Genomic DNA, 26,863 nt, shown 5'->3' with positions numbered 1-26,863 from the left:
TCGTAGCGACGTGGACATCACAGGAAGCGGGGAGACGACACCGTGACCGAACAGGCGCCGAACCAGTCTGCGGGCGCGCAGCCGAAGCGGAAGCGCAGACTCAAGGACCGGGACGGGCGGATCGAGCGCGGTGTCGCGATCCGCGCGGGCTTCTACATCTTCGGCACGCACATCATCGCCGCATGGATGATGCTCCTCTTCTACCTGGGCGACCACGCGCACAAGTGAACCAGCGACAGCACGCGCACCTGAGACAAGGGCCGACCGGCCCGGATTGCGGCCCCGCAGCCCTATGGCCCGCTTCCTTCCAGCCAGCGAGGATCAGCTGTCCCCGTGAAGACTTCTTCAACTCGGCGCGGGAGAAAGGACTGTCTGAAGTGATCGCTGTTGTGGGACACCCTGACCTCACCGCGTCCACGCTGGACGTACTGGAGGAGGAACTGCGTCGACGCCTGGCAGAGTTCGCACGAGCGGGCAAGTCGGGGCTGGTGCGTGCCGGGAAGGGTCTGCCAGTCGTCTTCGGGCGGGCCGCCCGCGCCGCGGGACTGGCGCTGGTGACCGTCCTGCCCTCCAGGAACGGCGTGCCCGAGGTGCTGGAGTCGCGTGACCGCAAGGCGGCCGGGGAACTGTTGCTGCTGTCGGAGCAGGTGCGACTACTGGAGTACGACCCGTCCGACCGCGGTTCCTGTGTGGGGGCGGACGAGAACCTGCTGCGCTCGTGCGCCCGGCTGCTGGCGGTGTGGGACGGCTCCCCGTCCAACGGCCGGGACGCAACTGCCCATCTCGTGGCCTTCGCCCGCAGCAGCGGCATCGGCGTCGAGGTTCTGTGGCCAGAGGGAGCCGACCGCGTGGCACCGGTCCAGCAGAAGTCATGACGCGAAACTCTTCGAGCCCGGAGCCGGGCGGCTGAGCGGGACGAGCATCCCCGCTACCGCCAAGCGGACCGGAGCGCGGCGCAATGACTCTGTTCCGCGTCACGGGGCCGGTCACAGCGCCAGGTCCGCGTGCCGGGGTAACGCCACCAGCCGTGCCCCGTATCGCTCCGCGTCGCACACCAGATTGAACGGCGTGGCGATCTCGACCTCGCAGCGCGTTTCAGGACCCCGCATCACGCAGCGCACCTGCACCCGAGCCACCCAACTCCCAACTGCGGAGCGGCGCAGACACTTCGCGCAGAACGCGCCGCCCACATCCCGGAGGTGATCGCCGTCCGCCGGCCGTCGCTACGAAGGCGGCTTTTCTTCCAGCTGGGCCGCCTGCAAGTCGGCAAGCAGTTCAGCTTGCCCGGCCAGCACGCCGGAGAGGATGGTACGGGCGACTTGGAGGAGTTCGGCGACGTGGGGACTGGTCAGGGAGTAGTACACGGTCGACCCCTCCTTACGCGTCTTGACCAGGTTCGCCCGGCGCAGCACCGCCAGCTGCTGGGACAGGTGTGCGGGCTCGACGCCCACCTCGGGCAGCATCTCAGCGACGGCGTGCTCGCGCTCGCTCAGCAGCTCCAGGACGCGGATCCGGACCGGGTGACCGAGCGTCTTGAAGAACTCGGCCTTCAGTTGGTACAGCGGCCTACTCATCGTGCCGTCTCCTTCTCGACACGACAGCACGGGCCCACCGGCCGGGCCTCGGCGCATCGCATCCACCCACTCGTCAAGAACATGCGACCCATCCTCGCGTGTGATACCGGCCAGGCCCAATCCGCTCCGAGGAGCAGCCGAATCCAGCAGTAAAGACGCGGACCCCTTGGGAATCGCCCCACTGTGCGGCGCAGGCATCACCAGGCTCACATCCCCTCTTGCCGTCTGAAGTGCCGCCCTGCTGCCCTCGGCCAGGACGGCAACTGCCCCTTGCCGCGGCCACCACATGTCCAAGCTGCCCCCCGGGAGCCGTCCCGCTCGGGAGGCGCCGGAAAGCGACTGCAGCAGACCGCACGCTTGATCACCCGGGATCACTCGCCTGCCCGGTCCGCCGCCGGCCAGCCCGTCGTATGCCACTCGTGGCATCCCTCCGCCTACTCCCCCAGCTCCGCGCTGTGCGCGGCGAGCGCGGTGGCCAGGTCGGCGTGCACCGGGATGTGCGGGCAGTCCCTGTCCGGGACGAGGGACCCGTCGGCGGGGATGGCCGCCGGCTCCAGGCGCCGGCCCGCCTCCGCGAGGCGGCGGGCGGCATCGGTGATCGCTAGTTGACCCTCGGCGGACCAGCTGCGCAGTTGGCTCAGGTCGACGATGACCGGACCGCTAGTGGGTGACGACCCAGCCGATAGCGCCGTTGAAGCGCCGGACAGCATCCGGGCCCAGGTGTCCGGCGACCGACAGGACTCCGATGTTCTCCTTGACGGTGTAACGCCGGTCGATGGTCATCGTCGTGGACTTCCTTGCGGCTGTGGCTGGTCGGGGATCAGGGTGTCAGAGGGGCAGAGTGATCCATACGCTCTTGCCCCCGCCGTCGGCGTCCGGTCGGACGACCGCGGTGCCGCTCAGGCCGTGAACGAGCTCCATGACGGTGCCGAGACCGCCCGTACTGCCTCCGGTCACTGATCCGTACAGCGGCGGTTGGTAGGGATGGCGGTCGTGAACGGCGAAGGCGAGGCAGTCCCTGCCCGCCGCGTAGGTGACCGTGAGCTGCGGGGAGAGGACGGCGGCGTGCCGGACGCTGTTGGTGATCAGTTCGCTGAGGATCAGAAGGGCCGGCCCCACGGTGGGGTGACGCAGTCCGATCCTCCACTCCACCAGCGCCAGCTCCGCGGTCTCGCGGGCGATCCGGACCGCGGACGGCTCGCTGGGCAGCGTGAGCACATGCCGGTACGGCAGGGTCTCCAGCTGCGTCGACATCACACCTCCGGGTGAGCGAGGCGGAAGCCGGTGATGGTTTCGGGGTGGATCCGCAGGACCGCGTCGTGCGGACCGTGGACCCAGTCAGCCAGGGTGCGCCGATAGTGGGCGACCTCGTCGCGATCCCTGATCACTTCGGCGGGACCGGCCACGGTCAGGGTCCAGCCGATACCCGTCGCTTTCGAGATCTCGTCGACGCAGTACGTCGCGGTCTCGGGCAGCGCCAGGCTCGGGGCGGGAGTCCGCACGACCAGCCGGCCGTACTCGAAGACGTGCCGGGGGGCGGATGACAGGCTCCCCTCGCAGGGGATACAGCAGGCGCCCCGGACTGCCGCCTTCCAGCAGCCACAGCGCCTCGGCGCCGGACAGATCGAGCATGCGCAGGGGGGTGGGGGACGCGCTCATCGGATGGCTTCCTCCGGCGAGGGACTGGTCGCGGGGGCGGGGACGGCGGGCAGGACTCCGGCACGCTCCAGGTGAGCGCGGGCGCCTTGGATCGCCTCAGGTGTGGTGCCGTATTCCCTGCCCTCGTGGCGCAGCAGTTCCAGCGCGCCGACGGAGTCGAGGACCTGGCGCTGGCTGGTACGTATGCCGGAGGCGAGGACGAGGATGCCGCGTCGGTTGAGTTTCTCGACCGCGTCCTTGAGGACCAGAGCGCCGGTCGCGTCCATGGTCGAGACCCGGGACATGCGCAGGATCACCACGCGGACGTCCGCCACTTCGGTCAGCTCCAGCAGGAAGCGATGGGCGGCGGCAAAGAACAGCGGTCCATCGATGCGGTAGGCGACGATGTGCTGGGTGAGCAGGGCGTGTTCCTCGGTGCTGTGGTCGCCCCGGTCGAGCGGCACCTGATCGAGGCTGGCCTGCTTGGCCACCGCGCGCAGGGCGAGCGCGCCCGCGACGGCCAGGCCGATGATCACGGCGTAGACGAGGTCCAGGGCGAGCGTCGCGACGGCGGTCAGGACGAGGATCACCGCGTCCGAGCGGGTCGCCTTGGCCATCGCCCGCAGCGAGCCGACCTCCACCATACGGATAGCCGTGGCGAGCAGGACACCGGCGAGGGCGGCGAGCGGAATCTTGGACACCAGCGGTGCCGCGGCGATGACGATGACGGCGAGGACGGCGGCGTGGGTGAGCGCGGCGAGCCGGGAGCTCGCGCCGGTGCGGACGTTGACTGCGGTGCGGGCGATCGCACCGGTCGCCGGAACGCCGCCGAACAGCGGGGCGGCGATGTTGGCCAGTCCCTGGCCGAACAGCTCTCGGTCCGGGTCGTGCTTCTGTCCCACGGTCATGCCGTCGGCGACCGAGGCCGACAGCAGCGACTCCAGCGCGGCCAGGGCCGCGACCGCGACGGCCGGGGCCAGCAAAGTGCCCAACGAGCCCATGTCCAAGAAGGACAGCGAAGGAACCGGCAGCCCCGCCGGCAGGGCGCCGATCGGTTTCGCCGCATCCAGTCCGGCAACCTGGGCCACGATCGTCGAGGCGGTCACCGCGACGATGGAGAAGGGGATCGTCGGCCGCCACCGGGCGCCGACCAGCATGACCACGGCCACGCTGACCGCGAAGGCGAGCGCGGTCCAATTCGGGTCCTTCGCGAACGCCTCGATCGCTCGCCGGGCGACGGCCACGGCCCGGTCGCCCTCGGGCTTGGGAACGCCCAAGGCGTTCGGGATCTGCTGGAGCCCGATCACGCAGGCGATGCCGAGGGTGAAGCCCTCGACCACGGGGGCGGGCACGTACTGCATGTACTTCCCGGCGCGCAGCGCGGCCAGTGCGAGGAGCATCAGGCCCGCCATCAGGCCGACGGTGAGGACGCCGTTCGGGCCGTACTTGCCGACGATGGGCACGAGTACGACTGTCATGGCGCCGGTCGGTCCCGACACCTGAAGGTTCGAACCGCCGAAGACGGCAGCGAGCGCACCGGCGACCACGGCGGTCGCCAGGCCCGCCTCCGCGCCCAATCCGGAGGAGACCCCGAAACCGAGCGCGAGCGGCAGCGCGACGATCGCCACGGTCAATCCGGCCAGCAGATCCCGGCGCGGGTCGCGGCGGACCTGGTCCAGATCGGCGCGGGCGGGCAGCAGTGCCGAGACCCGGGCCCAGACCCGGCTGATGCCCGAGGTCATCGCGCGGCGACCTCGGCTTCCCTCAGTTCGGCCAGCAGCTCGTTCCGCCCAGCCAGCATCTCGGTCAGGATCCGCCGGGCCGCCTTCATCAGGTCAGCGACATCGCCGCCGGCCAGCTCGTAGACGACCGTGGAACCCTCTCGCGTGGAGGTGACGATCCCGGAGCGGCGCAGCACAGCCAGCTGCTGGGAGAGGCTGGACGGCTCCACCTCCATCTCCGCGAGCAGGTCCCGCACCGGCTTCGGTCCGTCCTGCAGGAGCTCCAGCACCCGTATCCGCAGGGGATGACCGAGCATCCGGAAGAACTCGGCCTTGGCCTGGTACAGCGGAACGGACACGGCCCCTCGGCTTCCCTCAAGACCCCAGGGGGGCGCGGACGAAAGGTTGTGCCCACGGCTGCCTGCAGACACAACAAACACAGCATCTAACCAATTGCGAAATTTTGCAATTCGTCATTAGTGCGCAACCGGAAGCGCTGCACCGGCGGTGCAGGGGCGGTCAGACGTTCTCGATCACGCTGGATTCAGGCTGCATCGCCCCGGAGCCCTCGATCTTGCAGTCGATGTCGTGCCCGGCAGGGAGGAGGGTTCTCGACGATTCCGTCCGGTATCTGGTTCGGCATCCAGCGTCCCACGGCCCGTTCCAGGCCGGCCAGAGCACGGGCCTCCTCGGTGCCGGGTTCCGGCGGCTCCTGCCCCGTCGCGAGGTAGACGTCGCAGGCTTCGGTGGTGACGGTGAAGCCCGGCGGTACGGGCAGCCCCAGCCGCGTCATCTCGGCCAGGCCGGCTCCCTTGCCGCCGAGCAGGCCGGCCATCTCCCGGCGCGCCCTCGGCGAAGACGTACACGTACGTCGTCGGTGTGCTCATCGCGCTCTCCGGTCCCTCACTCGTGGGGCACGACGGCCAGCGGACAGCCGACGTGATGGACGGCGGCATGGGTGACGGGGCCGATGCGCGCAAGCGCCGGTCGCTCGGACAGGCGACGGCCGACGACGAGGAGGCTCGCCGCGGAGGCGGCCCGGACCAGCGCGGTGGAGGCCCTGCCCGCCACGACGGTCTCCAGGACCTCGGTATCGGGGTACTTCTCCCGCCACACCGCCAGCACCGCGTGCAGAAACCCCTGCCATTCCTCGGCCCGCTGCGGATCGTCGACCAGAGCGATGTCGCCGGGGCCGAGACTGATCGCGGAAGGCGGCTGCCAGGCGTGCACGACACGCAGCCGAGCTCGCCTCAACTGGGCTTCCGCGAAGGCGAACTCGATCACCTCGTCGCAGGCATCGGCGAGGTCGATGCCGAGCACCACATCGAGGCAGCCGGTGCGGGTGGACGGGCTGCCGTCGTCCGCCGGGAAGTGCTCGTCCTCGGCCTCCTCCCCCGCCCGTACCAGGACCACGGGACGGGCCGCCTTCGCGACAACACCTTGGGCGACGGAGCCGGCAAGAAGCCCGGTGAAGCCGCTCAGGCCGCGCGAGCCCAGCACCAGCAGGTCGGCCTGTTCGGCAGCCTTCAGCAAGGCCGCGGTCGCCGGGCCTTCGACCTGCTCGTCGGTGAGGAGCACGTCGGGTACGACACTGCGGATGCGCTCCTCCGCCTGCCGTAGGCCGCGGCGCGCCAGTTGCCGCTGCGCGGCGTTCGCGGGCTCGCCGTCGTGTCCGCGCGGGTGCCAGTCCCAGACGTGCACCAGTCGCAGCGGTCGGTCACGACGCAGCGCCTCGCGGGCGGCCCACTCTGCGGCGGCGAGGCTCTCGGCCGATCCGTCCACTCCGGCGATGACGGGCGACAGCATGGTGCGCACCTCCTGCGCTTGGTCTGCTCCTTACTGCCAGCGTCGTCCTGGGGTGACCTGTCGGGTATGGGCCGCAAGGGCTCACGCAGGTCCATTCGGCCCCTGCGCCGGTCCCGGGGTGGTCGGCACGGTAGGAGGCGTGAGAGTGGGTCACCCGTGTGCTGTGGAGGCGATCGCCGTGAGCCAAGTAGTCATTGCCTGCGTCAACAGGTCAGGCGGTAGCCGTACGGCCGTGGAGTGGGCGGCACACGAGGCGTCGCTGCGCGAGCTGCCGCTGGAGGTGCGGTACGGCTCACCGCCGGACGATCTGAGTACTGCGGCGATGCTTGTGCTCGACCTGCCCACGACGGAGGACGACACCACCGACCTGGCAACAAGCTCGGCCGCACTCACGTCTACGACCGCCTTCGCCTGCCCAGTGGTACTGCTACCCGTCGCAACTCCGGCGCGCCGCGCCAAACAGATCACCCTCGGGATCGACGCCCGTCACCCGGCGGAGCAGGCCATCGACTTCGCCTTCGGCGCCGCTCAGGTCCGGGGCGTACGGCTGCACGCCGTCCACGCTTGGGAACTCCCGTCTTGCGCCGCCGGGTTGCGCTTCGGCATTCCCGAGGAGGACCGCGCCACTTGGGAGGACCACGAAGTGCAACTGCTGGCCGACGCGCTGCGGCCTTGGCGGGTGAAGTACCCGCGGGTTCCGGTGCTCGAGGATGTCGTTCTACTCACCCCCGCCGATGCGTTGCTCCACCATGCCGAGGGCGCCGCACTCCTGGTCGTGGGCCGCGGCTCCGGCGAGGCCCCGGGCTTCGTGCAAGCCCTGCTGCGCGAAGCCCGGAGTCCGGTCGCCCTCGTGCCGTAGAGCGCAGGCAGGCCACGGCGTGTGATGACCTAAGCGGTCGTCAGTTCCTCGGCGATCCGCTGCGCCCAGGCATCGATCGCGGGGAAGTCGCGGAAGTCGCCGCCCTTACCGTTGCGGAGGATCATCCGTGCGACTCCGCCCCGCGCACCAGCCTCCAGACAGCCGCCGAAGGTGACGTGCTCCCTGACGCCGAGCCGGTCCATGGCGCGCCGCACGCCGGACACCGGCGGGACGTTCCGCTCCGAGGCCGAAGCGTCCAGCGGCCCGCTGCTGAAGAACCACAGGGGGCGTTCGGCCAGGGCACGGCGGTGGCGGCGGACGAAGCGGCGCGCGTCCCTGTGCCAACGACCGGCATACAGCGCGCCTCCGACGACCACAGCGTCGTACGTCTCGATGTCCGTCACCGATGGTGCGGGCCGTACCTCGGCCGTCAGCCCCTCCTTGCAGAGGACCTGGGTGACGGCCTCGGCGATCTGCGCGGTCGATCCGTTCGTCGTCCCGTAGGCGACCAGAACCCTGCGGGTCATGGCGGTCCCCCTCAGCGGCGGCGCAGCCAGTCGTCGGCCACACCGTGCAGAGCAGCCTCGGCAGGCTGGACGTGGCTGTCGTCCAGGCGGTAGGTCAGGTCGTCGACCACCGCGACCACGCCGTCGATCTGCTTGGTCATGGAGACGGCGATCTCGGTCTCACTTTTGCGCTCCATCTGGCCGGCGAGCGTGACCACACCCTCCACCACGGAGACGTCGGCACTCCGCGCGGGCAGCCACAACGCGCGGACAAGGACTTCCTCGACCACCTCGTCGCGGATCTCCCTGTCCGGCCGGAGGAAGACCTGGAGCAGGTCCCGGCGGGTGACGATGCCGACGAGCCGGTCCTCCTCGTCCAGGACCGGTAGCCGCTCGACGCGCCGCTGGGCCATGGTCCGCGCGGCCTCGACGACAGTGTCCTCGGCGCGCACGGTGACGGGCGGTCCGGTCATCAGCCGGCCGGCGGTGCGGGCCGCCGCCTGCGCGGCCCGCTGCCTTCCGATGCGTGTCAACGCCAGATCCCGGAGGCGGTGCTTCGGCTCATGGGGGTCGGCCGTTTCGGCCTGGCGGACCAGCAAGTCCGTCTCGGAGATGACGCCGATGACCTTCTCGTCCTCGTCCACGACCGGCAGTCCGCTGATCCTGTGGTGAGTGAGCAGCCGTGCCACTTCCTTGAAGGGGGTGCCGTACGAGGCGCGGACGACGTTCGTGGTCATCACGGAGCCGACTTTGTTGTGCTTCATCTCTGGTTCCTCCTCAGCGGAGTCGGCGCAGATAGGGGTCCTGGGGCGTGCGCGGCACCAGCCGCACCCGAGCGTCGAGCACGCAGACGTCGGCCGTGGTCGCGAGCACGGGGTTGAAGTCGGCCTCAGCGAGCTCGGGCAGGTCGGCCGCCATGCGGGACAGGCGCGACAGCAGCTGCTCCAGGCCTTCGAGGTCGGCTGGCCCGCTACCGCGGGCTCCGAACAGCAGCGGGGCGCAGCGCGGTGCGGTGATCAGGTCGTGCACGTCGTGGTCGGTGAGCGGGGCAAGTCGTGCGGCGTCGTCGCCGAGGACCTCGGTGGCGGTGCCGCCGAGGCCGAACAGCACGAGCGGGCCGAAGACCTCGTCCTGGACGACGCCTGCGAACAGTTCGGTGCCGCGCGCCGCGAGCGGCTGTACGACCACACCGGTGAGCAGCCCCGCGAACCGGGTTTCGAAGTCCCGGAACGCGGCTCGCACCTGCGCATCGCCCTGGAGGTCGAGGTGCACGGCACGCTGCTCGCTCTTGTGAACCACCCCCGGCCAGTGTGCCTTCATCACCACCCGGTCGTCCGGACCGCGCAGCCGCTGGGCCGCGAGAACGGCCTCGTCCTCGGTCTCCGCCCACGCCCACGAGATCTGCGGGATGCCGTAGCAGGTGAGCAGGTCGGCGCAGGTGCGCGGGTCGAGCCAGCCGCCGTCCGGATGCGCGGCCAGGAAGGTGTCAGTGATCTCCTGGGCACGCGTGGTGTCGATGCCGTCGAGTTCCGGGACCGTGCCTACGGGCCGGGCGAGCCAGGCCGCTCGGCGTGCGGCGTGGGCCAGCGCCCGTGCCGCCGCTTGAGGTTCGGCATAGGAGGGAACCGTGCCACCGTCGGCGGCGGGCAGCAGCTTGACTGGCAGGTCCTGTTCGAGGCGTACCGCGGCGATCGGCTTGGCCCGGTGCGCAGGGGCACCGGTGAGGGCCCGGATGAGGTCGTCGCCTGTGGCGACGGCGACCGCCGTGGGCACGAGAGCCACCAGGACCGCGTCGACGCCCGGGTGATTCATCAGCCGGTCCAGGCAGTCGGCGAGCTCGTCCTCGGTGACGGCGGCGGTGGCGTCGACGGGATTGCCGACCGCGGCGCCCCGGGGGAGCACGGCGAGCAGATCTTCGATCACCTCAGAAGGGAGCGGCGGCAAGGAGAGTCCCGCCTCTGTGCAGCCGTCCGCGGCGAGGACTCCGACACCGCCCGCGTTGGTGACGATCGCGACCCGGCTGCCCGTGGGCAGCGGCTGGGAGTGCAACAGGGCTGCGGTTTCCAGCAGTTCGCCGACCGAGCGGGTCGCGGTGATGCCGGCCTGGGTGAACAGCGCCTGCCGGGTCATGGTGCGGGTGGCGGCCGCCGCGGTGTGCGAGGCCGCGGCACGGCGGCCCGCCTCGGTACGGCCTGCGTCCACGGTCAGGACAGGCATGCGGCGGGTGACGCGGCGGGCGGTGCGGGAGAAGGCCCGCGGGCTACCGAAGGACTCCAGGTGCAGCAGGGCGAGTTCGGTGCGGCCGTCGCTCTCCCACCACTGGAGCATGTCGTTGCCGCTGACGTCGTACTTGTCGCCGAGGGAGGCGAAGGAGGAGACGCCGATGCCGAGCCGGGACAGCCCGTCGAGCAGAGCGATGCCGACGCCGCCGGACTGCACGGCGACGCCCGCAGTGCCGGGGAGCGGGTGGTCGGCGGCGAACGTGGCGTCCAGACGCAGGTCGGGGTCGGTGTGGGAGATACCGAGGCAGTTGGGGCCGACCAGGCGCATGCCGTGGGTGCGGCACGCGGCCAGCAGCGCCTGCGCCTGGTCGGCGTCGAGGCCGGCGGTGACGACGAGCACCGCCCGGACACCGGCCTTGCCGCACTCCTCGGCGGTGGCCGGGACCGCCGCGGCGGGGACGGCCACGACTGCAAGGTCGGGTGTCTTGGGTAGTGCGCTCACGGACGGGTACGACGGCACGCCGAGGATGTGGTTCACGCTCGGGTTCACGGCGAACAGGCGACGGGTGTAGCCGCCCGCCTTCAGGTGGTGCAGGACCGCCCGGCCGACCGAGCCGGGTTTGCGTCCGGCGCCGACGACCGCGACCACGTTCGGGCGCAGCAGCGGCTCGAGGCTGGCCACGTCGGCCGACCGGCCCCGGGCCTCCACGGCCGACAAGTAGGCGTCGTCCGCGTCCAGCCGTATGGTGCAGCGCACCTCGGGACCCTCGAACCGGCGGGCGGTGCGCAGGCCGAGGTCGGCGAAGAGCTGGAGGATCTCGCGGTTCTCGCTGAGCGCGTCGGCGGTGAAGGTGGTGATGCCGTCGGCGCGGGCGGCGGAGACCAGGTGCTCGACGAGCAAGGTGCCCACTCCGCGGTGGTGCAATCCGTCGCAGACGGCGATGGCGATCTCTGCCTCGTCCTTCTTCTCCCCCGCCGTGTCGTACTCGGCGAGTCCGATCACCTGACCATGCGTCTCGGCCAGCAGGGCCCGGGAGCCGGGGTGCGCGGGGGTGCAGGCCCGGTCGGCAGCCAGGGCGGCGGACCGCGGGCTCAGCGAGAAGAACCGGAGACGAAGATTCTCCGGGGACATCTCCTCGTAGAGCCCTTGCACCTGGTCGTGGTCGGCCGGCGTTACGGGGCGGATGCACACGGTGGCGCCATCAGCAAGCAGGGCGTGAACCGGGGGGCGGTTGAGTACGGCGTCCGACATCAGGTATCTCCTCCAAGCCTCTCGACGATTCGAGCATCAGGCGGATCACGAGGCGATCCCATGGGCTGTGCGGAGGTCCTTGAGGGCCGGTCGGCCCTTATTCCCAGGTGCGTGTCCGTACATCGCCCCTCTGGCAGTGACCGGACGGCCGCCGCCACGGAACGGTCACCGCGGTCGTCGTGTGCGCACAAGTTCGGGCACTGAGGGCCACTACACGACTTGTTATGGCAGAACCACGTGGTTTGCGTTGGGATGACCTGTCTCAACGTAAGCCTGGGGGCGAGGACGAGAATGAGCGGCTTGACCGGAACAGCACCACCTGATCCCGCCCGCACGGTGGAACCTGGCACGTGCCGGTGCGGCGCCGCGGTCCCCGTGGGCGTTCCCGGCGCCGCCGAGGAGAGGTTCAGGGGGCTGTTGGAGGCGGCACCGGACGCCATGGTCATCGTCGACGACACCGGCACCATCCGCCTCGTCAACGCCCAGACCGAAGCCCTCTTCGGCTACCAGCGCGAAGAACTCCTCGGCCACCCCGTCGAACTCCTCGTCCCCGGCCGCTTTCGCACCCACCACACCGCACACCGCGACGGCTACGCCCACAACCAGCAGATCCGCCCCATGGGCGCCGGACTCGACCTCTACGGACTACGCAAAGACGGCACCGAGTTCCCCGTCGAAATCAGCCTCAGCCCCCTGGAAACCACTGACGGCCTCCTCGTCTCCGCCGCCGTACGAGACGTCAGCGAACGCAAAGCCGCCGAAGAGAGGTTCAGGGGGCTGTTGGAGGCGGCGCCGGACGCCATGGTCATCGTCGACGACACCGGCACCATCCGCCTCGTCAACGCCCAGACCGAAGCCCTCTTCGGCTACCAGCGCGAAGAACTCCTCGGCCACCCCGTCGAACTCCTCGTCCCCGGCCGCTTTCGCACCCACCACACCGCACACCGCGACGGCTACGCCCACAACCAGCAGATCCGCCCCATGGGCGCCGGACTCGACCTCTACGGACTACGCAAAGACGGCACCGAGTTCCCCGTCGAAATCAGCCTCAGCCCCCTGGAAACCACTGACGGCCTCCTCGTCTCCGCCGCCGTACGAGACGTCAGCGAACGCAAAGCCGCCGAAGAGCGCATCACCGAGCTGGCCGCGCTGGTTGAGTCCTCGCAGGACGCCATCCTCGCGAACACCCTCGATGGCCGCATCACGTACTGGAACGCTGCGGCCCAGCGGCTGTACGGGTTCACGGCGCACGAGGTCCTGGGCCGGCACATGTCCGTGCTGGCACCGTCGGCGAGGGAGCACGAGATCACCGCGCTCCTGGAGCGGCTGCGCCGAGGGGAGAAGGTCGAGCACTTCGAGACACTGCGGCTCACCCGCTCCGGAGCGTTGCTGGACGTGGATGTCACCCTGTGGCCGACGCGGGCGGCGGACGGCGCGGTCGTCGGCGCGTGTGCGATCGTGCGGGACATCAGCGACCGCAAGCGCGCCGAGGCAGAGCTGACGGAGCTGTACGAGCAGCAGCGGCACATCGCCCTGACCCTGCAGCGCAGTCTGATGGGTACGCCGCCGGCCATCCCCGGTCTCGCGACCGCCAGCCGGTACCGGCCTGCGACCCAGGGAGCTGGTGTCGGCGGTGACTGGTTCGACCTGATACCGCTGGGCGCCGGGCGGGTAGGTGTGCTGATCGGTGATGTGATGGGCCGGGGTCTTGAGGCCGCGGCGGTCATGGGTCAGCTCCGGTCGGCTGCACATGCGTTGGCCAAGACCGGGCTGCAGCCGCGGCAACTGATGCAGGCGATGGACACCGTCGTCGCCGATCTCGATGTCCCCGACCAGCTGGTCACCTGCTGTTACCTGGTCATCGCCGCCGACGCCGGCGAGGTGACCGTGTGTTCCGCCGGCCACCTGCCGGCTCTCGTCGCCGTCCCTGGTGCACCCACCCGGACGCTTCCGGCACCCGTGAACGCCCCTCTCGGTGTCGGTGGCGTGATCTACGAGCAGTGCTGCAGCACCATCGAGCCCGGGGCCATTCTCGTGCTCTACACCGACGGCCTGATAGAAACCCCCGGCACCGACATCGAGGACAAGCTCGGCCAGCTGGTCGCCACCCTGGACGGGCTCCCGACCGCGATGCCCGACCTCGAGGGTGCCGCCGACCATGTCCTGTCGACGCTGCTCCCCGACGCGGACGGCCACGACGACGTCACGTTGCTGCTGACGCAGCTGCCCGCGGCTCCGCTGGCCACGGCCACCACGGAGCTGCCTTCCGCGCCGGAGTCCGTGCCGGCGGGCCGCGAATTCCTCTCCAAGGCACTGAGCACGTGGGACTGCGCGGGCACGACGGACGACGCGCTGCTGCTGCTCTCCGAGCTCCTCACCAATGCCGTGCAGCACGCCCAGGGCCCCATCGGGGTGCACGTGTGCCGCACGGAAACCGATCTCACCGTGGAGATCAGCGACCGCAACCCCCACCTGCCCCATCCGCGCCTCGCGGCGGAGGACGAGGAGTCCGGGCGTGGCCTGCTGCTCGTTCGTGCCCTCGCCGACGACTGGGGCGTGCGGCCCATGGACCAGGGGAAAACGACCTGGTTCAGTCTCAGGCTGTGAGAAGACTCCAGGAGCCGACGCCTTGGGGCTCCCCCTGCCTTCAGCTGTCGGAGACCAACTCCGTCAGGTCCAGCAGCCGATTCGTATAGCCCCACTCGTTGTCGTACCAGCCGAAGACCTTGACCAGGGTGCCGTTGGCCTGGGTGAGCGCGGCGTCGAAGACGCAGGAGGCCGGGTCGCCGATGACGTCGCGGGAGACGATGGGCGCCGTAGAGACACGCAGGATGCCGTTCAGCGGGCCCTCGGCCGCCGCGGCGAAGGCGGCGTTGATCTCGTCCACCGTGGCCTCGCGGTTCAGTACCACAGTGAGGTCGGTGAGCGAGCCGTCCTCCACGGGCACCCGGACGGCGATCCCGTCCAGTGCGCCGGCCAGCTCCGGCAGTACAAGGCCCACCGCGCGGGCGGCGCCCGTGCTGGTCGGGATGATGCTCAGCGCCGCCGAACGGGCGCGGCGCAGATCCTTGTGCGGGCCGTCGAGCAGGGACTGGTCGTTGGTGTAGCCATGGACGGTGGTCAGCAGGCCGCGGTCGATGCCGAAGTTCTCGTCGAGCACCTTGACCATCGGGGCGAGGCAGTTGGTGGTGCAGGAGGCGGCCGAGATGATCCGGTCGCGGTGCCGGTCGTACGTGTTGTCGTTGACGCCCATCACGATGGTGGCGTCGACGCCCTTGCCGGGCGCCGACAGGAGCACTGTGTGGGCGCCGGCCTTCAGGTGCAGGGCAGCGGAGTCGCGGTCGCGGAAGCGGCCGGTGGACTCGATGACGATGTCGGCTCCGTAGTCGGACCAGCGCAGAGCGGCCGGGTCGCGCTCGGCGGTGACGGCGATACGCCGGCCGTCGACGACGAGGGAGCTGTCGTCGTGCACGACCTCGCGTCCGATGTGCCCGAACGTCGAGTCGTACTCCAGGAGGTGGGCGAGGGTGGCGGGCGGGGCGATGTCGTTGATCGCGACCACGTGGACGTCCTGGGTGCCCGCCTCCGCGCGGTCGAGGGCCGCGCGGAGATAGGTGCGGCCGATGCGGCCGAAGCCGTTGATGCCGACGCGTACGGTCATGGTGAGGAGCTCCTTTACAGTTGGGGCCTACCGTGGTGGGGAGTGGCTCAGTGAGTCATCGATAGTGGAGGCGGCATGGCCGGTAAGAAGGCGGCGAAGCTGCCGCGCGAGGTGTACGAGAAGGAACTGCTGCGCCTGCAGACCGAGTTGGTGAAGCTGCAGGAGTGGGTGCGGGCGGAGGGTTCCCGGCTGGTCGTGATCTTCGAGGGGCGGGATGCGGCGGGCAAGGGGGGCACCATCAAGCGGGTCGCCGAGCATCTGAACCCGCGGGTGGCGCGGATCGCGGCGCTGCCCAAGCCGACCGAGCGCGAGCGCACGCAGTGGTACTTCCAGCGGTATGTGGAGCATCTGCCGGCCGCGGGGGAGATCGTGCTGTTCGACCGGTCCTGGTACAACCGGGCCGGGGTCGAGCACGTGATGGGCTTCTGTACAAAGGAGGAGTACCAGCTGTTCCTGCGGCAGTGCCCGATCTTCGAGCGGATGCTGGTGGAGGACGGGATCCTGCTGCGCAAGTACTGGTTCTCGGTGAGCGACACCGAGCAGCAGGAGCGGTTCCGGCGCCGCCTTGAGGACCCGCTGCGCCGCTGGAAGCTGTCGCCGATGGACCTGGAGTCGATCACCCGCTGGGAGGCCTACTCGCGGGCCAAGGACGAGATGCTGATCCACACGGACATCTCCGAGGCGCCCTGGTACGTCGTGGAGAGCGACGACAAGCGCCGTGCCCGGCTGAACATGATCGCCCACCTGCTCGGCTCGGTTCCCTATCACGACGTGCCGCCACCGGTTCTGGAGCTTCCGCATCGGCCGCCGTCTACCGGCTACGAGCGGCCGCCGCGCGATCTGCAGACGTACGTCCCGGACCACGCGGCGAGCCTGTAAGCCGGTCATCCCCACTCACGCCCGCTGCGGTACCACGGCGACGGGGCAGGCGGCGTGGTGCAGTACCGCGTGCGCGACACGGCTGAGCTGGAGGCCGTAGTGGCCCTCGCGGCGCCGGGCCCCGACCACGAGCGGGTCGGCGTCAGCAGAGGCGCCGAGCAGGACCTGGCGGGCGTGGCCCTCGACGGTACGCCGATGCACCTCCACATCAGCCGGGACGTCCCGCAGGGCGCCTTCCAGCACCTCAGCGGCCTTCTGCTCGTGCAGTCGGGCCGGTTCGCCGGCCAGCAGGGGGTGGTCGGTCGTCTCGTGCGCGGGGCAGCGCCAGGCACGTACCGCTTCCAGCGGAACGCCTCGGCGTCGGGCCTCCTCGACGGCGAAGCGCACCGTAGCCGCATCCGTCGGCTCCTCGCCGACGCCCACGACGATGCGGCCGTGCCTGCCAGATGCGGCCCGGTTGTCGTGGCCTCCGCGCAGCACGATCACGGGGCAGTGCGCGTGGCCGGCCACCGCCACGCTGACCGAGCCGAGCAGCGCCTCTGCCAGGCTGCTTCGGCCGCGTGAGCCCAGGACCACGGCAGCGGCGGTGCGGCTCTCGCGGACCAGCGCGTACTCCGGTTCCTCGGGCAGCACGTCGACAGTGACCTTCACGTCGGGTTGCCGGGTGCGGACCCGGCGTGCGGCGGTCTCGACGATGTCCTCGGCCATCACCTGGTCCGAAGGCTTGCCGAGATCGTCCGCGAGCGAGGTGCCTTCGTACCGTTCCCACAGCGATGCGTACACCAGCCGCAGCGGCAGATCGCGCAGGGCGGCCTCGTCGGCCGCCCAGTCGGCGGCGCGCAGGCTCGGCTCGGAACCGTCGACGCCGACGACCAGCGGCATTTCCATCGTGCTCACCTTTCCGCACCCAGGTCGAAGACGATCCTGGCCTTGATGTCGCCGCGCAGCACGGCGTCGATGGACTCGTTCACGGCGGCGAGAGGACGGGTCTCGTAGATGACCTTGGTCCGGCCGGCGGCGTGGAGCTGGAAGACCTCGGTGAGGTCCTGCCGGGTGCCCACGATGGATCCGATGACGGACGTACCGTTGAGGACGGTGTCGAAGATCGGCACCTGGATCGTGCCGTGCGCGGGCAGGGCCACCATGACGAGCTTTCCGCCGCGCCGCAGGCCGGAGCCCGCGGCCTCGAACGCGGCCGGGTTCACCGCGAGGGCGATCGCGGCGTGGGCTCCGCCGTGCTTCTTGAGCTCCTTGCCGACGTCCTGCTTGCGGGCGTCGATGACGAGGTCGGCGCCGAGCTCGCGGGCGAGTTCGAGCTTGTCGTCGGTGACGTCGATGGCCGCGACGGTGGCGCCGGCGATTTTGGCGTACTGCAGCGCGAGGTGGCCGAGGCCGCCGACGCCGGAGACCGCGACGAGCTGGCTGGGCCGGACGTCGGCGACCTTGAGGGCCTTGTACGTGGTGACGCCGGCGCAGGTCAGGGGGGCCGCGTCGAACGGTGTGACGCCCTCCGGGACGGGCTGGGCGAAGTCGGCCCAGGCCAGCATCTTCTCGGCATGGCCGCCGTCGCATCCGTAACCGGTGTTGATCTGCTGCTCGCACAGCGTCTCCCAGCCTGAAAGGCAGTGCTCGCACCGTCCGCACGCCTTGCCCAGCCAGGGCACCGCGACCCGCTGACCCACGGACAGGTGGGTGACGCCCTCGCCGAGTTTCTCGACTAGGCCCACACCCTCGTGGCCGGGTACGAAGGGCGGGGTCGGCTTGACCGGCCAGTCGCCGTGCGCGGCGTGGATGTCGGTGTGGCACAGCCCCGAGGCCTCCACGCGGATGCGGACCTGGCCGGGGCCGGGTTCGGGGTCGGGGCGTTCCTCGATGACCAGGGGCTCGCCGAAGGCCCGTACGACCGCTGCCTTCATGATCTGTTCTCTCCTCTGGAGGGGTGCGTCAGTCGTGGGCGACGACGGCGACGGGGGCGGTGGAGTGGTGCAGGACGGCGTGGGTGACGGTGCCGATGTGGGCGCCGACGGAGGAGCTGCGGATACGGCGGCCGACGACGACCAGGGAGGCTTCGTGGGAGGCGTCGATCAGGAGGAGCGAGGGACTGCCGTAGCCCGACTGCTCCACGACGTCGACGTCCGGGTACTTCTGCCTCCAGGGGCGCAGCACCTCGCTCAGGACCACGGCGTCGCCCTTGGCCATCTCCCGCTCGATCACGGGCTCCAGGGCCATGCCGTAGGCGTAGTAGGGCGGCGGGTTCCAGGCGTGCACGACCCGCAGGGAGGTACCGCGCCGGGCGGCCGCGTCGAAGGCGAACCCGATCAGCGCCTCGTCGGCGCCGGAGATGTCGAGCCCGAGGACGACGGGACGGAACGCCGTGGCCGCGGAGGGAATGCCTGCCGGGTCCATCTCGTGCTCATCCGCGGCCTGCTCGCCGGCGCGGACCAGGACGACGGGCTTCTTCGTGTGCGCCACGACCGCGAGGCCGGCCGAGCCGACCAGGAAGCCGCCGATCCCGCCCAGTCCGCGTGAGCCGAGGACGAGCATGTCGGCGTCCTCGGCCGCGTTGACCAGGGCTTCGGCGGGACGTCCGGTGAGCTGCTCGGTGGTCACCTCGACGCCGGGGTGGCGCAGTCGCAGGCCGTCGGCGGACTCGCGGGGGATTCTCTCGGTCCAGTACTGGTGCGTCTCGGCGCCGAGGAGCGGGGCCTGGGCCATGGGCTCCGGGACGGGCTCCCATACCTGGACGAGTTTCACCGGCAGTCCGCGCAGTTCCGCCTCGCGGGCCGCCCATTCCGCGGCGGCGCGGCTCTCGGGTGAGCCGTCGAGGCCGACGGTGATGGTGCGGGACATGTTCTCCACCTCCTGAACCGGGGGCCCGAGGGGACCCGGTTCCAGCGTCGTGTTCGGGGGTTCTTCAGGGCAGGGGCCGCTGGTCCTTCGGCGCGGACAATGGGCCCCGGGCACGGGGTGGCGGGACGGGCCCGGAGCGGGGCCCGTCCCGCCGCGTGCGGGGTCAGTGCAGCCAGGTGTGGTCACGGACGATCGGCAGCCGCGCCCATTGCCGACCCAGGCCCCAGGTGGCGCCCGCGCCCGCTGCCGCCACGGCGATCAGCGCGAGAGCGTAGATCACGTGGTAGTCGGTGAACGGGTTCGTCGACATGCTCGGCGCGCCGTTCGACAGGTGCCTGGCCGGCGGCCACTCGGCGATCCACATCAGCGCCATCATCGCCGTGCCCGCCACCGCGGCCGGCCACAGCGCCACACCGGCCGTGACGGCCAGGCCGAGGCCGAGCAGGCCCAGCATGAACAGCCAGTCCGCCCACGTGTCGCCGGCCCAGGAGTGGAACGTCGACTCCATCGGCCCGGCGGCGACGGAACCGAGGAAACCCTTCGTCGGCGACCCGCCGTCGATCCACCCCTTGCCGGAGGCGGTCGCGTAGCCCAGGCCGAAGGCCTTGTCCAGGAACGCCCACAGGAAGACGAAGCCGGTCAGGATGCGCAGGGATGCGAGGGCGTAGGCCTGCGCGGTGTGCGTGCCGAGACGTGCCGACACTGCGGACTGGGAGCCGGAGCCGGTCCGGTGCCAGCGGAAGGCGGCCGACAGGTGGAAGCCCGGGCTCCGGTGAGGGTGCTCGTGCACGGCCATGATGGTGATCCCTTCGGGGATGTACGAATCGTCGTCTCTTTGACGTGTCTCACTCTCGTCCGATGCCTGGTGACGCGCCGGATGCCGAAGGTCTCCATCCGTTGGGCTGAACGTCCCTGCCCACGGGGCCCGTTGGCCTGGGGGTGGTGAACCGGGCAGGTGGAGGACCGGGCGGGTATCGCGGATGATCGCGCGGCCATGGATGCTGGGCCCAGGCAGAGAGGGGCGGCACATGGCTCAGGGTGCGGGCAGACTGTTGTCTTGGTGGCGTCGGCTGGTACCCGGCCTCGACGCCCTGTTCGGTTACCGGCGCTCGTGGCTAAGGGGCGACCTGCTGGCCGGCGTGACGGTTGCGGCGTACCTCGTACCGCAGGTGATGGCCTATGCGGGCGTGGCCGGGCTGCCACCAGTCGCCGGACTGTGGGCGATCCTGCCCGCCCTCGCGATGTACACGCTGTTCGGGTCCACCCGGCTGCTGTCGGTCGGGCCGGAATCCACCACCGCCCTGATGACCGCCACGGTGGTGGGTCCCCTCGCCGCCGGGGACCCCGAACGCTACACGTCGCTGGCCGCGGCCCTCGCTGCCACCGTCGGCCTGCTGTGCCTGGTCGCAAGGGTGGTGCGGCTGGGCTTCCTGGCGGACCTGCTCTCCCGTCCGGTCCTGACGGGTTATCTGGCGGGAGTGGCACTGATCATGATGGTGGACCAGGTGCCCCGGCTCACCGGCGTACGGACGACCGGTTCGGAGTTCTTCCCGCAACTGTGGTTCTTCGTTGTGCACTTGGGGAACACCGATCCGCCAACGCTCGCCTTCTCCGCGATCGCACTCGTGTTCCTGTTCACGGTGAAGCGGTACGTGCCGGCGGTGCCGGGACCGCTGTTCACGGTGATCCTCGGCACGGCAGCCGTCACCCTCTTCGGCCTCGACCACCGGCACGGCGTCAAGGTGATCGGCCAGGTCCCGTCGGGGCTGCCGTCCCTCGCACTGCCGGACATGGGCGAGCTGCCGCGTTTGGTGCTGCCCGCGCTGGGAGTGCTCCTGGTGGCGTATACCGACTTCATCCTCACCGCGCGTGCCTTCACACGCCACGAAGAGGAGGGCCCCAGGCTCGACGCCAACCAGGAGTTCCTGGCACTGGGGGCGGCCAACCTCGGTGCCGGCGTCCTGCACGGCTTCCCGGTCAGCAGCAGCGCCAGCCGCACCGCCCTCGCCTCCTCAACCGGCGCGCGCAGCCAGGTCTGTTCCCTCGTCTCCGGCGCTGTGGTGCTGGCAGTCCTGCTCTTTCTCAGCCCGCTGCTGACCCGCATGCCCTCCGCCGCGCTCGGCGCGCTCGTCATCTACGCGGCCGTCCGCATGATCGACCTGGCAGGCTTCCGACGCCTGGCCTCCTTCCGCCGCCGCGAACTCCTGCTTGCGCTCGGCTGCCTGGTCGGCGTACTGGTCCTGGACATCCTCTACGGGGTGATCGTGGCGGTCGGCCTGTCGGTGGCCGAGCTGCTGACCCGGGTCGCGCGCCCGCACGACGCGGTCGAGGGGCTGGTGCCGGGAGTGGCGGGCATGCATGATGTGGACGACTATCCGCAGGCGCGCACGATCCCCGGTCTCCTGGTCTACCGCTACGACTCGCCTCTGTTCTTCGCCAACGCGGAGGACTTTCGGCGCCGGGCCATGGCCGCCGTCGACGAACAGGCCGGTTCGGTGCGCTGGTTCGTCCTGAACACCGAGGCCAACGTCGAGGTCGATATCACGGCCCTCGACGCGGTCGACGAGCTGCGCCGGGAGCTCACGGGCAGCGGCATCGTGTTCGCTCTGGCCCGGGTGAAGCAGGAACTGCTGAACGACCTCAAGGCGTACGGCCTGGCGGACGCCGTCGGAAGGGACCTCATCTTTCCGACGCTGCCGACCGCGGTGGCGGCGTACCGTACCTGGTGCGGCGAGCAGTAGGCATCCTGCTCCTTCAGGGCGCCGCCCTCCACCGGTCGTCAGCCGGCAGTGAGGTCCTGCCGGATCAGCGTGCCCGACCTGCCGTGGACGATCTCGTAGGCCGCATCCAGGGCACCGATCGCCGCCAGCCCACCAGTGCGCTCTACAAACCGTGCCGCGGCCTCCGTCTTTGGTCCCATCGAGCCGTCGGGGAACCCGCCGCCACGCAGGTCGCCGGGGGTGGCGTCGAGGACCGGCCGCTGATCCGGAGTGCCGTAGCCGTCGTAGACGCAGGGGACATCGGTGAGGATGAGAAGGAAGTCCGCCTTCAGGTCCTCGGCGAGCAGGGCCGCGGTGAGGTCCTTGTCCACGACGGCCTCCACGCCGCTGAGCGCGCCCGTGTCGGAGTCGGCGATGACCGGAACGCCCCCGCCGCCGGCGCACACGACCAGCGCGCCATCCGTGAGCAGCTCGTGGATGGTGTCCGTCTCCAGGATCCGTTCGGGCGACGGGGAGGGGACAACACGGCGCCAGCCGGTGGTGTCACGGGCGATGTGCCAGCCCAGCTTGCGTGCCAGCGCCTTGGCCATCGACGCGGAGTACACCTGGCCGACGAACTTCGTGGGCCGGTCGAAGGCGGGATCGTCGGCCCGCACGAAGGTGTGGGTGATGAGGGCGGCGATACGGCGACCGGGGAGCGCATTGTGGAGCGTGCGCGCCAGCAGAGAGCCGATCATGCCCTCGGTCTGGGCACCCAGCAGATCCAGCGGGTAGGGGGCGCTGAGGGCAGGGTCGGCCTCGCTCTCCATGGCGAGCAGGCCGATCTGCGGGCCGTTGCCGTGGGTGATGACCAGCTCGTGTTCCTGTGCCAGGGCGGCCAGGGCGGTGGCGACCCGGTCGATGTTGGCCTGCTGGACGGCGGCGTCAGGGCGTTCTCCGCGGTGCAGCAGGGCGTTGCCGCCGAGGGCGACGACGATGCGCATGGTTCAGTCCTCCAGGGCGGCGACGAGTAGGGCCTTGATGGTGTGCAGCCGGTTCTCCGCCTGATCGAAGACGATCGAGGCGGGCGAGGAGAAGACCTCGTCCGTGACCTCGAGTCCGTCCAGGCCATAGGCCTCGAACAGCTCCTGGCCGAGCCGGGTGCGGTGGTCGTGGAGGGACGGCAGGCAGTGCATGAACTTCACGTCCGGGTTTCCCGAGAGGGCGAGCGTCTTGTCGTTGACCTGGTAGGGCAGCAGCAGCTCGATCCGCTCCCGCCAGGTGTCGGCCGGTTCGCCCATGGAGACCCAGACGTCCGTGTGCAGGAAGTCGGCACCGCGTACGGCGGTTTCGACGTCCTCGGTGAGGGTGATCCGAGCCCCGCTGCGGCCCGCCACTTCACGGCATGTGGCGACCAGCGCGGATTCCGGCCACAGCGCCTTGGGCGCGGCGATGCGCACGTCCATGCCGAGCAGCGCGCCCATCGAGAGCAGGGAGTTGCCCATGTTGTTGCGGGCATCACCGAGGTAGCAGTAACTGACGTCCGTGAGCGGTTTGGTGCTGTGCTCGCGCATGGTGAGCATGTCGCACAGGCTCTGGGTGGGGTGGGCGGTGTCGGTCAGGCCGTTGTAGACGGGGACTCCGGCGTGGGCGGCGAGTTCGGTGACGATCGACTGGGCGGAGCCCCGGTACTCGATACCGTCGAACATGCGGCCCAGCACACGCGCGGTGTCGGCGATGGACTCCTTGTGGCCGACGTGGGTGTCGCCGGGGCCGAGGTAAGTGGTGCGGGCGCCCTGGTCGGCGGCGGCGACCTCGAAGGCGCAGCGGGTGCGGGTGGATGTCTTTTCGAAGATCAGGGCGATGTGCTTGCCGGTCAGCTGTGGCTGTTCGGTGCCGGCGCGCTTGGCCGCCTTGAGGTCGTGGGCGAGGTCGAGGAGGTGGTGGATCTCGCGGGCGGTGAAGTCGAGTTCGCTCAGGTAGGAGCGGCCTCGCAGGTCGACGGTCATGATGGGCGGTCCTTACGGTGGGTCAGGCGACCGGGTCGCGTTCGATGGGGCAGCTCATGCAGCGGGGGCCGCCCCGGCCGCGGCCGAGTTCGGCACCGGCGATCGTGACGATCTCGATGCCCTGCTTGCGCAGGTAGGTGTTGGTGGTGACGTTGCGCTCGTAGCCGACGACCACACCGGGCGCGAGGGCGAGGAAGTTGCTGCCGTCGTCCCACTGCTCGCGTTCGGCGTTGCGGATGTCCTGGGGAGCCGACAGCATCCGGACCTTGTCCAGGTTGAGGGCCTCGGCGAGCGCGGTCGCGAGATCGGAGTTCGCGGTGACGTCGAACCCGGTCTCACGGCTGTCACTGGGCCGCAGCGTCCACGAGCGCAGGGAGTCGGCGAGGCCGGGGTAGATGACGAACGCGTCACGGTCGACCATGGTCAGCACGGTGTCCAGGTGCATGTACGCACGGGCCGCAGGGAGTTGGACGGCGATCAGCTTGCTCGCCGTACGGGCCGCGAAGAGCCGGGCGGCCAGGTTCTCCACGGCCTGGGCCGTGGTGCGCTCCCCCATGCCGACCATGACGGCCCCGTTACCGAGGACGTGGACGTCCCCGCCTTCGAGGGTGCCGACGGGTCCGTCGAGCAGCGGCGCGGGCGCAATACCGGCGAACATCGGGTGGAACCGGTAGATGGCCTGTGCGTGCAGGCTCTCGCGGCGCCGGGCGGGCTTGGCCATCGGGTTGACCGACACCTGGTCGTACAGCCAGCAGGAGTTGTCGCGCGGGAAGAGGTGGTTGGGCAGCGGGGCGAGCGCGAAGTCGTCGGCGCCGAGCGCGTTCCACACCAGGCTGTGCGGGCTGTCGAGCGGCAGGTCGCTCTTGAGGAGGCCGCCGATCAGGTATCCGGCGAGGGTCTCCCCGTCCAGTTCGACGCACAGTTCGCGCACGGGGTCGATGAGGGCCGCGCCAACGGTGCCAGGAGTGACGACCTGCTCCAGGAGCCAGTCGCGGGCCTCAGGGACATCCAGAGTCTGTGTCAGCAGGTCGGCGAAGTAGTGCACGCGGGCGCCGTGGTCGCGCAGGACCTGGGCGAAGGCGTCGTGCTCCTCACGGGCTCGCTTGGCCCACAGGATGTCGTCGAAGAGCAGGGCGTCGACGTTGCGCGGGGTGAGGCGGGAGAGTTCGAGGCCGGGGCGGTGCAGGATCACCTGTCGCAGCGGGCCGACCTCGGAGTCGACGTGGTAAGTGTTCATCGCCGGGGGTTCCTCTGTGCTGGGAGCGGTCAGTTGTGGTGGCGGAGGTCATTCCGCTTGCGGGGTCCGCCGATGCGGCTGGTACGGAGCCCTCGGGAGAGCCGCGGGGCCGGTGGGGGCGTCTCGGGTGCCCGTTCCTGCTGGGCCGGGATCGCCGCGGTCTTCGGCGCCGCGTCTTCGCCGAAGGTGTCCTGGCCCCGCTTCAGCCAGACGTAGACGGGGACGCCGAGCAGCAGGACGAACAGGCCGTAGTAGACGGTCTGGTAGCCGCTTCCCTGGATCGACCAGTACGAGAAGGCGAGGGCGAGCCCGGCGACGGTGACGTCACGGGCGAATCTGCGGGGGCTGAGACTCTCCCGGCCTCGCACCAGCAGCCAGTACAGCTGGGCGGCGGCGGAGAACAGGTAGGGGATCACGGCGGTCAACACGCTGAGCAGAACGATCTTGGTAAAGACGTCGGTGAAGCGCGTGTAGCTGAACACGGTGATCAGCGAGGCCAGCACCGTCGAGGCGACGATGCCGAATGCCGGGACGCCGCTCTCGCCGCGCAGCCGGGCGAAGGCCTGTGGGAAGAGCCCGTCGCGGGCGGCCGCGTACGGCATCTCCGCGCACAGCATGGTCCAGCCGTTCAGGGCGCCGATGCCCGAGATGATCGCGGCGACGGCGACGATGTCGCCGGCCCAGCTGCCGCCGAAGATGCTGTACGCCGCGTCGGTGAACGGCGCGGTGGATCCGTCCAGCTTGCCGTGGGCGACGGTGCCGAAGACGGCGAGGGTGCCCAGGATGTAGATGACGGCGCAGATGAGCGTGCCGTAGACGGTGGCGCGGGGAACGTTGCGCTCCGGGTCCCGGACCCGGCCGGCGACGACGGAGGCCGCCTCCAGACCGAGGTAGCTGAACAGGGCGATGGCGCCCGCGGCCGAGATCGCGCCCAGCGCCGACTGGCCACTGGCGTTGAACGGGCCGAAGTTGTGGGCGTCGACGAACAGCAGCCCGACGGTGGCCATGAAGATCAGCGGGACGAACTTCAGCACGGTCGTGATCACCTGGAACGCGCCCATGTTCCGCACGCCCGTGAGATTGATCACCGCGGGGATCCACAGCCCGGCCAGCGCGAGAAGCACCGAGACCCACGTGTGGTGCCCGGTGTTCACGAATACCTCGACGTAACCGACCCAGGCCACGACGATGGCCGCGTTGCCGGCCCAGGCCGTGATCCAGTACGACCACGTGTTGAGGAACCCGGCGAACTCCCCGAAGGCCTCGCGAGCGTAGACATACGGACCGCCGCTGGCCGGAACACGCTTCGAGAGCCCGCCGAAGGTCATCGCCAGCGCTAGCGCGCCGAGGGTGACGGCGAGGAACGCGACGAGGGAAATGGGCCCGTACGAGGCGAGGGCGGAGGGCAGCGCGAAGACTCCGGTGCCGATGATGCTGCCGATCACGAGCGCGGAGGCGGCGGGAAGACCGAGCGCCGTCGTGGGCGCCGTCCCCTTTCCGTCTCCTGTGGTTCTGGGCATGGCTGAGGCTCCTTACAGACCGGTGTGGGTGAGTCGATATCCGCAACTGATCTTCTGCGCCTCAGCAGGGTGCTGTTAGCGGCCACACGGCCCACGCGGGACCCCGATGGTCCCGCTGTCACAGGCCTGGAGAGCCCAACTCGTCCGCCTCCCGGTGCTCCTGGTCACAGGACATGGGCCGTTCGGTCCACGGCATGGCCCGCCCGGCCCCATCGCCGGCACCGTGCCGAGCTCGACAATCGAGGCAAGAGCTACGGCCGGGCACGCGACACGGTGTCGCCCGGCCGACGGTGCCATGTCCTTACGGCTCGTTCGAGATGGGGCGGTTCTCCCAAAGACCCCAGGAGCCGCGAGGGCTTGCGGGCGAGTCGCGTGTTGGGGAGGCACGATCCTCGCGCCACGGCCGCCGCCCTCCCTGACATGGGGGCGG

Annotated in this window: 27 protein-coding genes; 6 read left to right on the top strand and 21 right to left on the bottom strand. The window is 70.3% G+C overall.

The annotated features are described in order from the left end of the window. Window positions 1-42 precede the first annotated feature (42 nt). Together ABZV94_RS02080 and ABZV94_RS02075 are read left to right on the top strand one after the other, a co-directional pair. Window positions 43-228: a DUF6126 family protein gene (locus ABZV94_RS02080; RefSeq protein WP_356336200.1), complete on the top strand. Its 186-nt coding sequence runs from the start codon at window positions 43-45 to the stop codon at window positions 226-228. A 149-nt stretch (window positions 229-377) separates the two neighbouring features. Further along, complete coding sequence (locus ABZV94_RS02075) at window positions 378-875, top strand: hypothetical protein (RefSeq protein WP_356336198.1); 498 nt, start codon at window positions 378-380, stop codon at window positions 873-875. 111 nt (window positions 876-986) lie between these two features. Here ABZV94_RS02075 and ABZV94_RS02070 read toward each other — a convergent pair whose 3' ends face one another. The 9 genes from ABZV94_RS02070 to ABZV94_RS02030 form a co-directional block, all read right to left on the bottom strand. Next, on the bottom strand, window positions 987-1,109 hold the full coding sequence (locus ABZV94_RS02070) for a hypothetical protein (RefSeq protein ID WP_356336196.1): 123 nt from the start codon (window positions 1,107-1,109) through the stop codon (window positions 987-989). Window positions 1,110-1,223: 114 nt separating this feature from the next. Then, a complete protein-coding gene (locus ABZV94_RS02065) occupies window positions 1,224-1,574 on the bottom strand; it encodes a metalloregulator ArsR/SmtB family transcription factor (protein WP_356336194.1) in 351 nt (116 codons plus the stop codon). A gap of 660 nt (window positions 1,575-2,234) precedes the next feature. Further along, window positions 2,235-2,357, bottom strand: coding sequence for a hypothetical protein (locus tag ABZV94_RS02060; protein WP_356336192.1), 123 nt, complete (start codon window positions 2,355-2,357; stop codon window positions 2,235-2,237). A gap of 45 nt (window positions 2,358-2,402) precedes the next feature. Continuing rightward, window positions 2,403-2,828, bottom strand: coding sequence for an ATP-binding protein (locus tag ABZV94_RS02055; protein WP_356336190.1), 426 nt, complete (start codon window positions 2,826-2,828; stop codon window positions 2,403-2,405). Further along, complete coding sequence (locus tag ABZV94_RS02050; protein WP_356336188.1) at window positions 2,828-3,076, bottom strand: hypothetical protein; 249 nt, start codon at window positions 3,074-3,076, stop codon at window positions 2,828-2,830. The genes ABZV94_RS02055 and ABZV94_RS02050 overlap by 1 nt, the downstream gene beginning before the upstream one ends. A gap of 153 nt (window positions 3,077-3,229) precedes the next feature. Further along, window positions 3,230-4,954: a SulP family inorganic anion transporter gene (locus ABZV94_RS02045; RefSeq protein WP_356336186.1), complete on the bottom strand. Its 1,725-nt coding sequence runs from the start codon at window positions 4,952-4,954 to the stop codon at window positions 3,230-3,232. After that, the gene (locus ABZV94_RS02040; RefSeq protein WP_356336184.1) at window positions 4,951-5,292 is read right to left on the bottom strand and encodes a metalloregulator ArsR/SmtB family transcription factor; all 342 of its coding nucleotides are present in this window, start codon (window positions 5,290-5,292) and stop codon (window positions 4,951-4,953) included. Before ABZV94_RS02040 ends, ABZV94_RS02045 begins: the two co-directional genes overlap by 4 nt. Before the next feature lie 185 nt (window positions 5,293-5,477). Beyond that, on the bottom strand, window positions 5,478-5,768 hold the full coding sequence (locus ABZV94_RS02035; protein ID WP_356336182.1) for a PEP/pyruvate-binding domain-containing protein: 291 nt from the start codon (window positions 5,766-5,768) through the stop codon (window positions 5,478-5,480). A 68-nt stretch (window positions 5,769-5,836) separates the two neighbouring features. Further along, complete coding sequence (locus ABZV94_RS02030) at window positions 5,837-6,739, bottom strand: universal stress protein (RefSeq protein WP_356336180.1); 903 nt, start codon at window positions 6,737-6,739, stop codon at window positions 5,837-5,839. A 163-nt stretch (window positions 6,740-6,902) separates the two neighbouring features. Here ABZV94_RS02030 and ABZV94_RS02025 point away from each other — a divergent pair, with 163 nt between their 5' ends. Then, window positions 6,903-7,598 carry a universal stress protein gene (locus tag ABZV94_RS02025; protein ID WP_356336178.1) on the top strand — a complete coding sequence of 232 codons (696 nt, stop codon included), beginning with the start codon at window positions 6,903-6,905 and terminating at the stop codon, window positions 7,596-7,598. A 29-nt stretch (window positions 7,599-7,627) separates the two neighbouring features. Here the strand turns inward: ABZV94_RS02025 and ABZV94_RS02020 are convergent, their stop codons facing one another. From ABZV94_RS02020 to ABZV94_RS02010, 3 genes are read right to left on the bottom strand one after another with little or no spacing between them, the layout of a single operon-like run. Beyond that, on the bottom strand, window positions 7,628-8,125 hold the full coding sequence (locus ABZV94_RS02020) for a flavodoxin domain-containing protein (RefSeq protein WP_356336176.1): 498 nt from the start codon (window positions 8,123-8,125) through the stop codon (window positions 7,628-7,630). A gap of 11 nt (window positions 8,126-8,136) precedes the next feature. Further along, window positions 8,137-8,868: a CBS domain-containing protein gene (locus ABZV94_RS02015; RefSeq protein ID WP_356336174.1), complete on the bottom strand. Its 732-nt coding sequence runs from the start codon at window positions 8,866-8,868 to the stop codon at window positions 8,137-8,139. A gap of 13 nt (window positions 8,869-8,881) precedes the next feature. Then, window positions 8,882-11,578 (bottom strand): GNAT family N-acetyltransferase, encoded by a 2,697-nt coding sequence (locus ABZV94_RS02010; protein WP_356336172.1) that lies wholly within the window; start codon window positions 11,576-11,578, stop codon window positions 8,882-8,884. A 375-nt stretch (window positions 11,579-11,953) separates the two neighbouring features. Between ABZV94_RS02010 and ABZV94_RS02005 the strand changes: the two genes are divergently transcribed. Beyond that, on the top strand, window positions 11,954-14,185 hold the full coding sequence (locus ABZV94_RS02005) for a PAS domain S-box protein (RefSeq protein ID WP_356336170.1): 2,232 nt from the start codon (window positions 11,954-11,956) through the stop codon (window positions 14,183-14,185). 40 nt (window positions 14,186-14,225) lie between these two features. Here ABZV94_RS02005 and gap read toward each other — a convergent pair whose 3' ends face one another. After that, window positions 14,226-15,239 carry a type I glyceraldehyde-3-phosphate dehydrogenase gene (gene gap, locus ABZV94_RS02000; RefSeq protein ID WP_356336168.1) on the bottom strand — a complete coding sequence of 338 codons (1,014 nt, stop codon included), beginning with the start codon at window positions 15,237-15,239 and terminating at the stop codon, window positions 14,226-14,228. A 75-nt stretch (window positions 15,240-15,314) separates the two neighbouring features. On the opposite strand from gap, the gene ppk2 reads away from it, so the two are divergent. Further along, window positions 15,315-16,118: a polyphosphate kinase 2 gene (ppk2, locus tag ABZV94_RS01995; RefSeq protein ID WP_356336166.1), complete on the top strand. Its 804-nt coding sequence runs from the start codon at window positions 15,315-15,317 to the stop codon at window positions 16,116-16,118. A gap of 15 nt (window positions 16,119-16,133) precedes the next feature. On the opposite strand, the gene ABZV94_RS01990 is transcribed toward ppk2, so the two are convergent. The 4 genes from ABZV94_RS01990 to ABZV94_RS01975 all read right to left on the bottom strand — a co-directional run bounded on the left by ABZV94_RS01990 (window position 16,134) and on the right by ABZV94_RS01975 (window position 19,764). Beyond that, window positions 16,134-17,006, bottom strand: a complete 873-nt coding sequence (locus tag ABZV94_RS01990; protein ID WP_356336164.1) for a universal stress protein — start codon at window positions 17,004-17,006, stop codon at window positions 16,134-16,136. A gap of 5 nt (window positions 17,007-17,011) precedes the next feature. Then, entirely contained in the window at window positions 17,012-18,034 is a 1,023-nt protein-coding gene (gene adhP, locus ABZV94_RS01985) for an alcohol dehydrogenase AdhP (RefSeq protein WP_356336162.1), read from the bottom strand. Between the two features lie 28 nt (window positions 18,035-18,062). Next, the gene (locus ABZV94_RS01980) at window positions 18,063-18,968 is read right to left on the bottom strand and encodes a universal stress protein (protein WP_356336160.1); all 906 of its coding nucleotides are present in this window, start codon (window positions 18,966-18,968) and stop codon (window positions 18,063-18,065) included. Between the two features lie 163 nt (window positions 18,969-19,131). Beyond that, entirely contained in the window at window positions 19,132-19,764 is a 633-nt protein-coding gene (locus ABZV94_RS01975) for a hypothetical protein (protein ID WP_356336158.1), read from the bottom strand. A gap of 232 nt (window positions 19,765-19,996) precedes the next feature. Here ABZV94_RS01975 and sulP point away from each other — a divergent pair, with 232 nt between their 5' ends. After that, window positions 19,997-21,709 carry a sulfate permease gene (gene sulP, locus ABZV94_RS01970; RefSeq protein WP_356336156.1) on the top strand — a complete coding sequence of 571 codons (1,713 nt, stop codon included), beginning with the start codon at window positions 19,997-19,999 and terminating at the stop codon, window positions 21,707-21,709. Between the two features lie 38 nt (window positions 21,710-21,747). On the opposite strand, the gene ABZV94_RS01965 is transcribed toward sulP, so the two are convergent. From ABZV94_RS01965 to ABZV94_RS01950, 4 genes are read right to left on the bottom strand one after another with little or no spacing between them, the layout of a single operon-like run. Continuing rightward, window positions 21,748-22,671 (bottom strand): carbamate kinase, encoded by a 924-nt coding sequence (locus ABZV94_RS01965; RefSeq protein ID WP_356336155.1) that lies wholly within the window; start codon window positions 22,669-22,671, stop codon window positions 21,748-21,750. Between the two features lie 3 nt (window positions 22,672-22,674). Then, window positions 22,675-23,676 carry an ornithine carbamoyltransferase gene (argF, locus tag ABZV94_RS01960; protein WP_356336154.1) on the bottom strand — a complete coding sequence of 334 codons (1,002 nt, stop codon included), beginning with the start codon at window positions 23,674-23,676 and terminating at the stop codon, window positions 22,675-22,677. Window positions 23,677-23,698: 22 nt separating this feature from the next. Further along, window positions 23,699-24,913 carry an arginine deiminase gene (locus tag ABZV94_RS01955; RefSeq protein WP_356336153.1) on the bottom strand — a complete coding sequence of 405 codons (1,215 nt, stop codon included), beginning with the start codon at window positions 24,911-24,913 and terminating at the stop codon, window positions 23,699-23,701. 29 nt (window positions 24,914-24,942) lie between these two features. Beyond that, window positions 24,943-26,358 carry an amino acid permease gene (locus ABZV94_RS01950; protein ID WP_356336254.1) on the bottom strand — a complete coding sequence of 472 codons (1,416 nt, stop codon included), beginning with the start codon at window positions 26,356-26,358 and terminating at the stop codon, window positions 24,943-24,945. Between the last annotated feature and the right edge of the window lie 505 nt (window positions 26,359-26,863).

The sequence above is a fragment of the Streptomyces sp. NPDC004658 genome (assembly GCF_040609555.1).
In the GTDB taxonomy this organism is placed as follows: domain Bacteria; phylum Actinomycetota; class Actinomycetes; order Streptomycetales; family Streptomycetaceae; genus Streptomyces.
This window is presented reverse-complemented; position numbering and strand designations above follow the sequence as displayed.

What these genes read in the sequence shown, in the direction of transcription:
- sulP (WP_356336156.1), top strand. Translation starts at nt 19,997, where the DNA reads ATGGCTCAGGGTGCGGGCAGACTGTTGTCTTGGTGGCGTCGGCTGGTA.
- ABZV94_RS02020 (WP_356336176.1), bottom strand. Translation starts at nt 8,125, where the DNA reads ATGACCCGCAGGGTTCTGGTCGCCTACGGGACGACGAACGGATCGACC.
- ABZV94_RS02015 (WP_356336174.1), bottom strand. Translation starts at nt 8,868, where the DNA reads ATGAAGCACAACAAAGTCGGCTCCGTGATGACCACGAACGTCGTCCGC.
- ABZV94_RS02030 (WP_356336180.1), bottom strand. Translation starts at nt 6,739, where the DNA reads ATGCTGTCGCCCGTCATCGCCGGAGTGGACGGATCGGCCGAGAGCCTC.
- ABZV94_RS02010 (WP_356336172.1), bottom strand. Translation starts at nt 11,578, where the DNA reads ATGTCGGACGCCGTACTCAACCGCCCCCCGGTTCACGCCCTGCTTGCT.
- ABZV94_RS02070 (WP_356336196.1), bottom strand. Translation starts at nt 1,109, where the DNA reads ATGCGGGGTCCTGAAACGCGCTGCGAGGTCGAGATCGCCACGCCGTTC.
- gap (WP_356336168.1), bottom strand. Translation starts at nt 15,239, where the DNA reads ATGACCGTACGCGTCGGCATCAACGGCTTCGGCCGCATCGGCCGCACC.
- ABZV94_RS02055 (WP_356336190.1), bottom strand. Translation starts at nt 2,828, where the DNA reads ATGTCGACGCAGCTGGAGACCCTGCCGTACCGGCATGTGCTCACGCTG.
- ABZV94_RS01990 (WP_356336164.1), bottom strand. Translation starts at nt 17,006, where the DNA reads ATGGAAATGCCGCTGGTCGTCGGCGTCGACGGTTCCGAGCCGAGCCTG.
- ABZV94_RS01980 (WP_356336160.1), bottom strand. Translation starts at nt 18,968, where the DNA reads ATGTCCCGCACCATCACCGTCGGCCTCGACGGCTCACCCGAGAGCCGC.
- ABZV94_RS01965 (WP_356336155.1), bottom strand. Translation starts at nt 22,671, where the DNA reads ATGCGCATCGTCGTCGCCCTCGGCGGCAACGCCCTGCTGCACCGCGGA.
- adhP (WP_356336162.1), bottom strand. Translation starts at nt 18,034, where the DNA reads ATGAAGGCAGCGGTCGTACGGGCCTTCGGCGAGCCCCTGGTCATCGAG.
- ppk2 (WP_356336166.1), top strand. Translation starts at nt 15,315, where the DNA reads ATGGCCGGTAAGAAGGCGGCGAAGCTGCCGCGCGAGGTGTACGAGAAG.
- ABZV94_RS02035 (WP_356336182.1), bottom strand. Translation starts at nt 5,768, where the DNA reads ATGGCCGGCCTGCTCGGCGGCAAGGGAGCCGGCCTGGCCGAGATGACG.
- ABZV94_RS02045 (WP_356336186.1), bottom strand. Translation starts at nt 4,954, where the DNA reads ATGACCTCGGGCATCAGCCGGGTCTGGGCCCGGGTCTCGGCACTGCTG.
- argF (WP_356336154.1), bottom strand. Translation starts at nt 23,676, where the DNA reads ATGACCGTCGACCTGCGAGGCCGCTCCTACCTGAGCGAACTCGACTTC.
- ABZV94_RS01975 (WP_356336158.1), bottom strand. Translation starts at nt 19,764, where the DNA reads ATGGCCGTGCACGAGCACCCTCACCGGAGCCCGGGCTTCCACCTGTCG.
- ABZV94_RS01955 (WP_356336153.1), bottom strand. Translation starts at nt 24,913, where the DNA reads ATGAACACTTACCACGTCGACTCCGAGGTCGGCCCGCTGCGACAGGTG.
- ABZV94_RS02065 (WP_356336194.1), bottom strand. Translation starts at nt 1,574, where the DNA reads ATGAGTAGGCCGCTGTACCAACTGAAGGCCGAGTTCTTCAAGACGCTC.
- ABZV94_RS02060 (WP_356336192.1), bottom strand. Translation starts at nt 2,357, where the DNA reads ATGACCATCGACCGGCGTTACACCGTCAAGGAGAACATCGGAGTCCTG.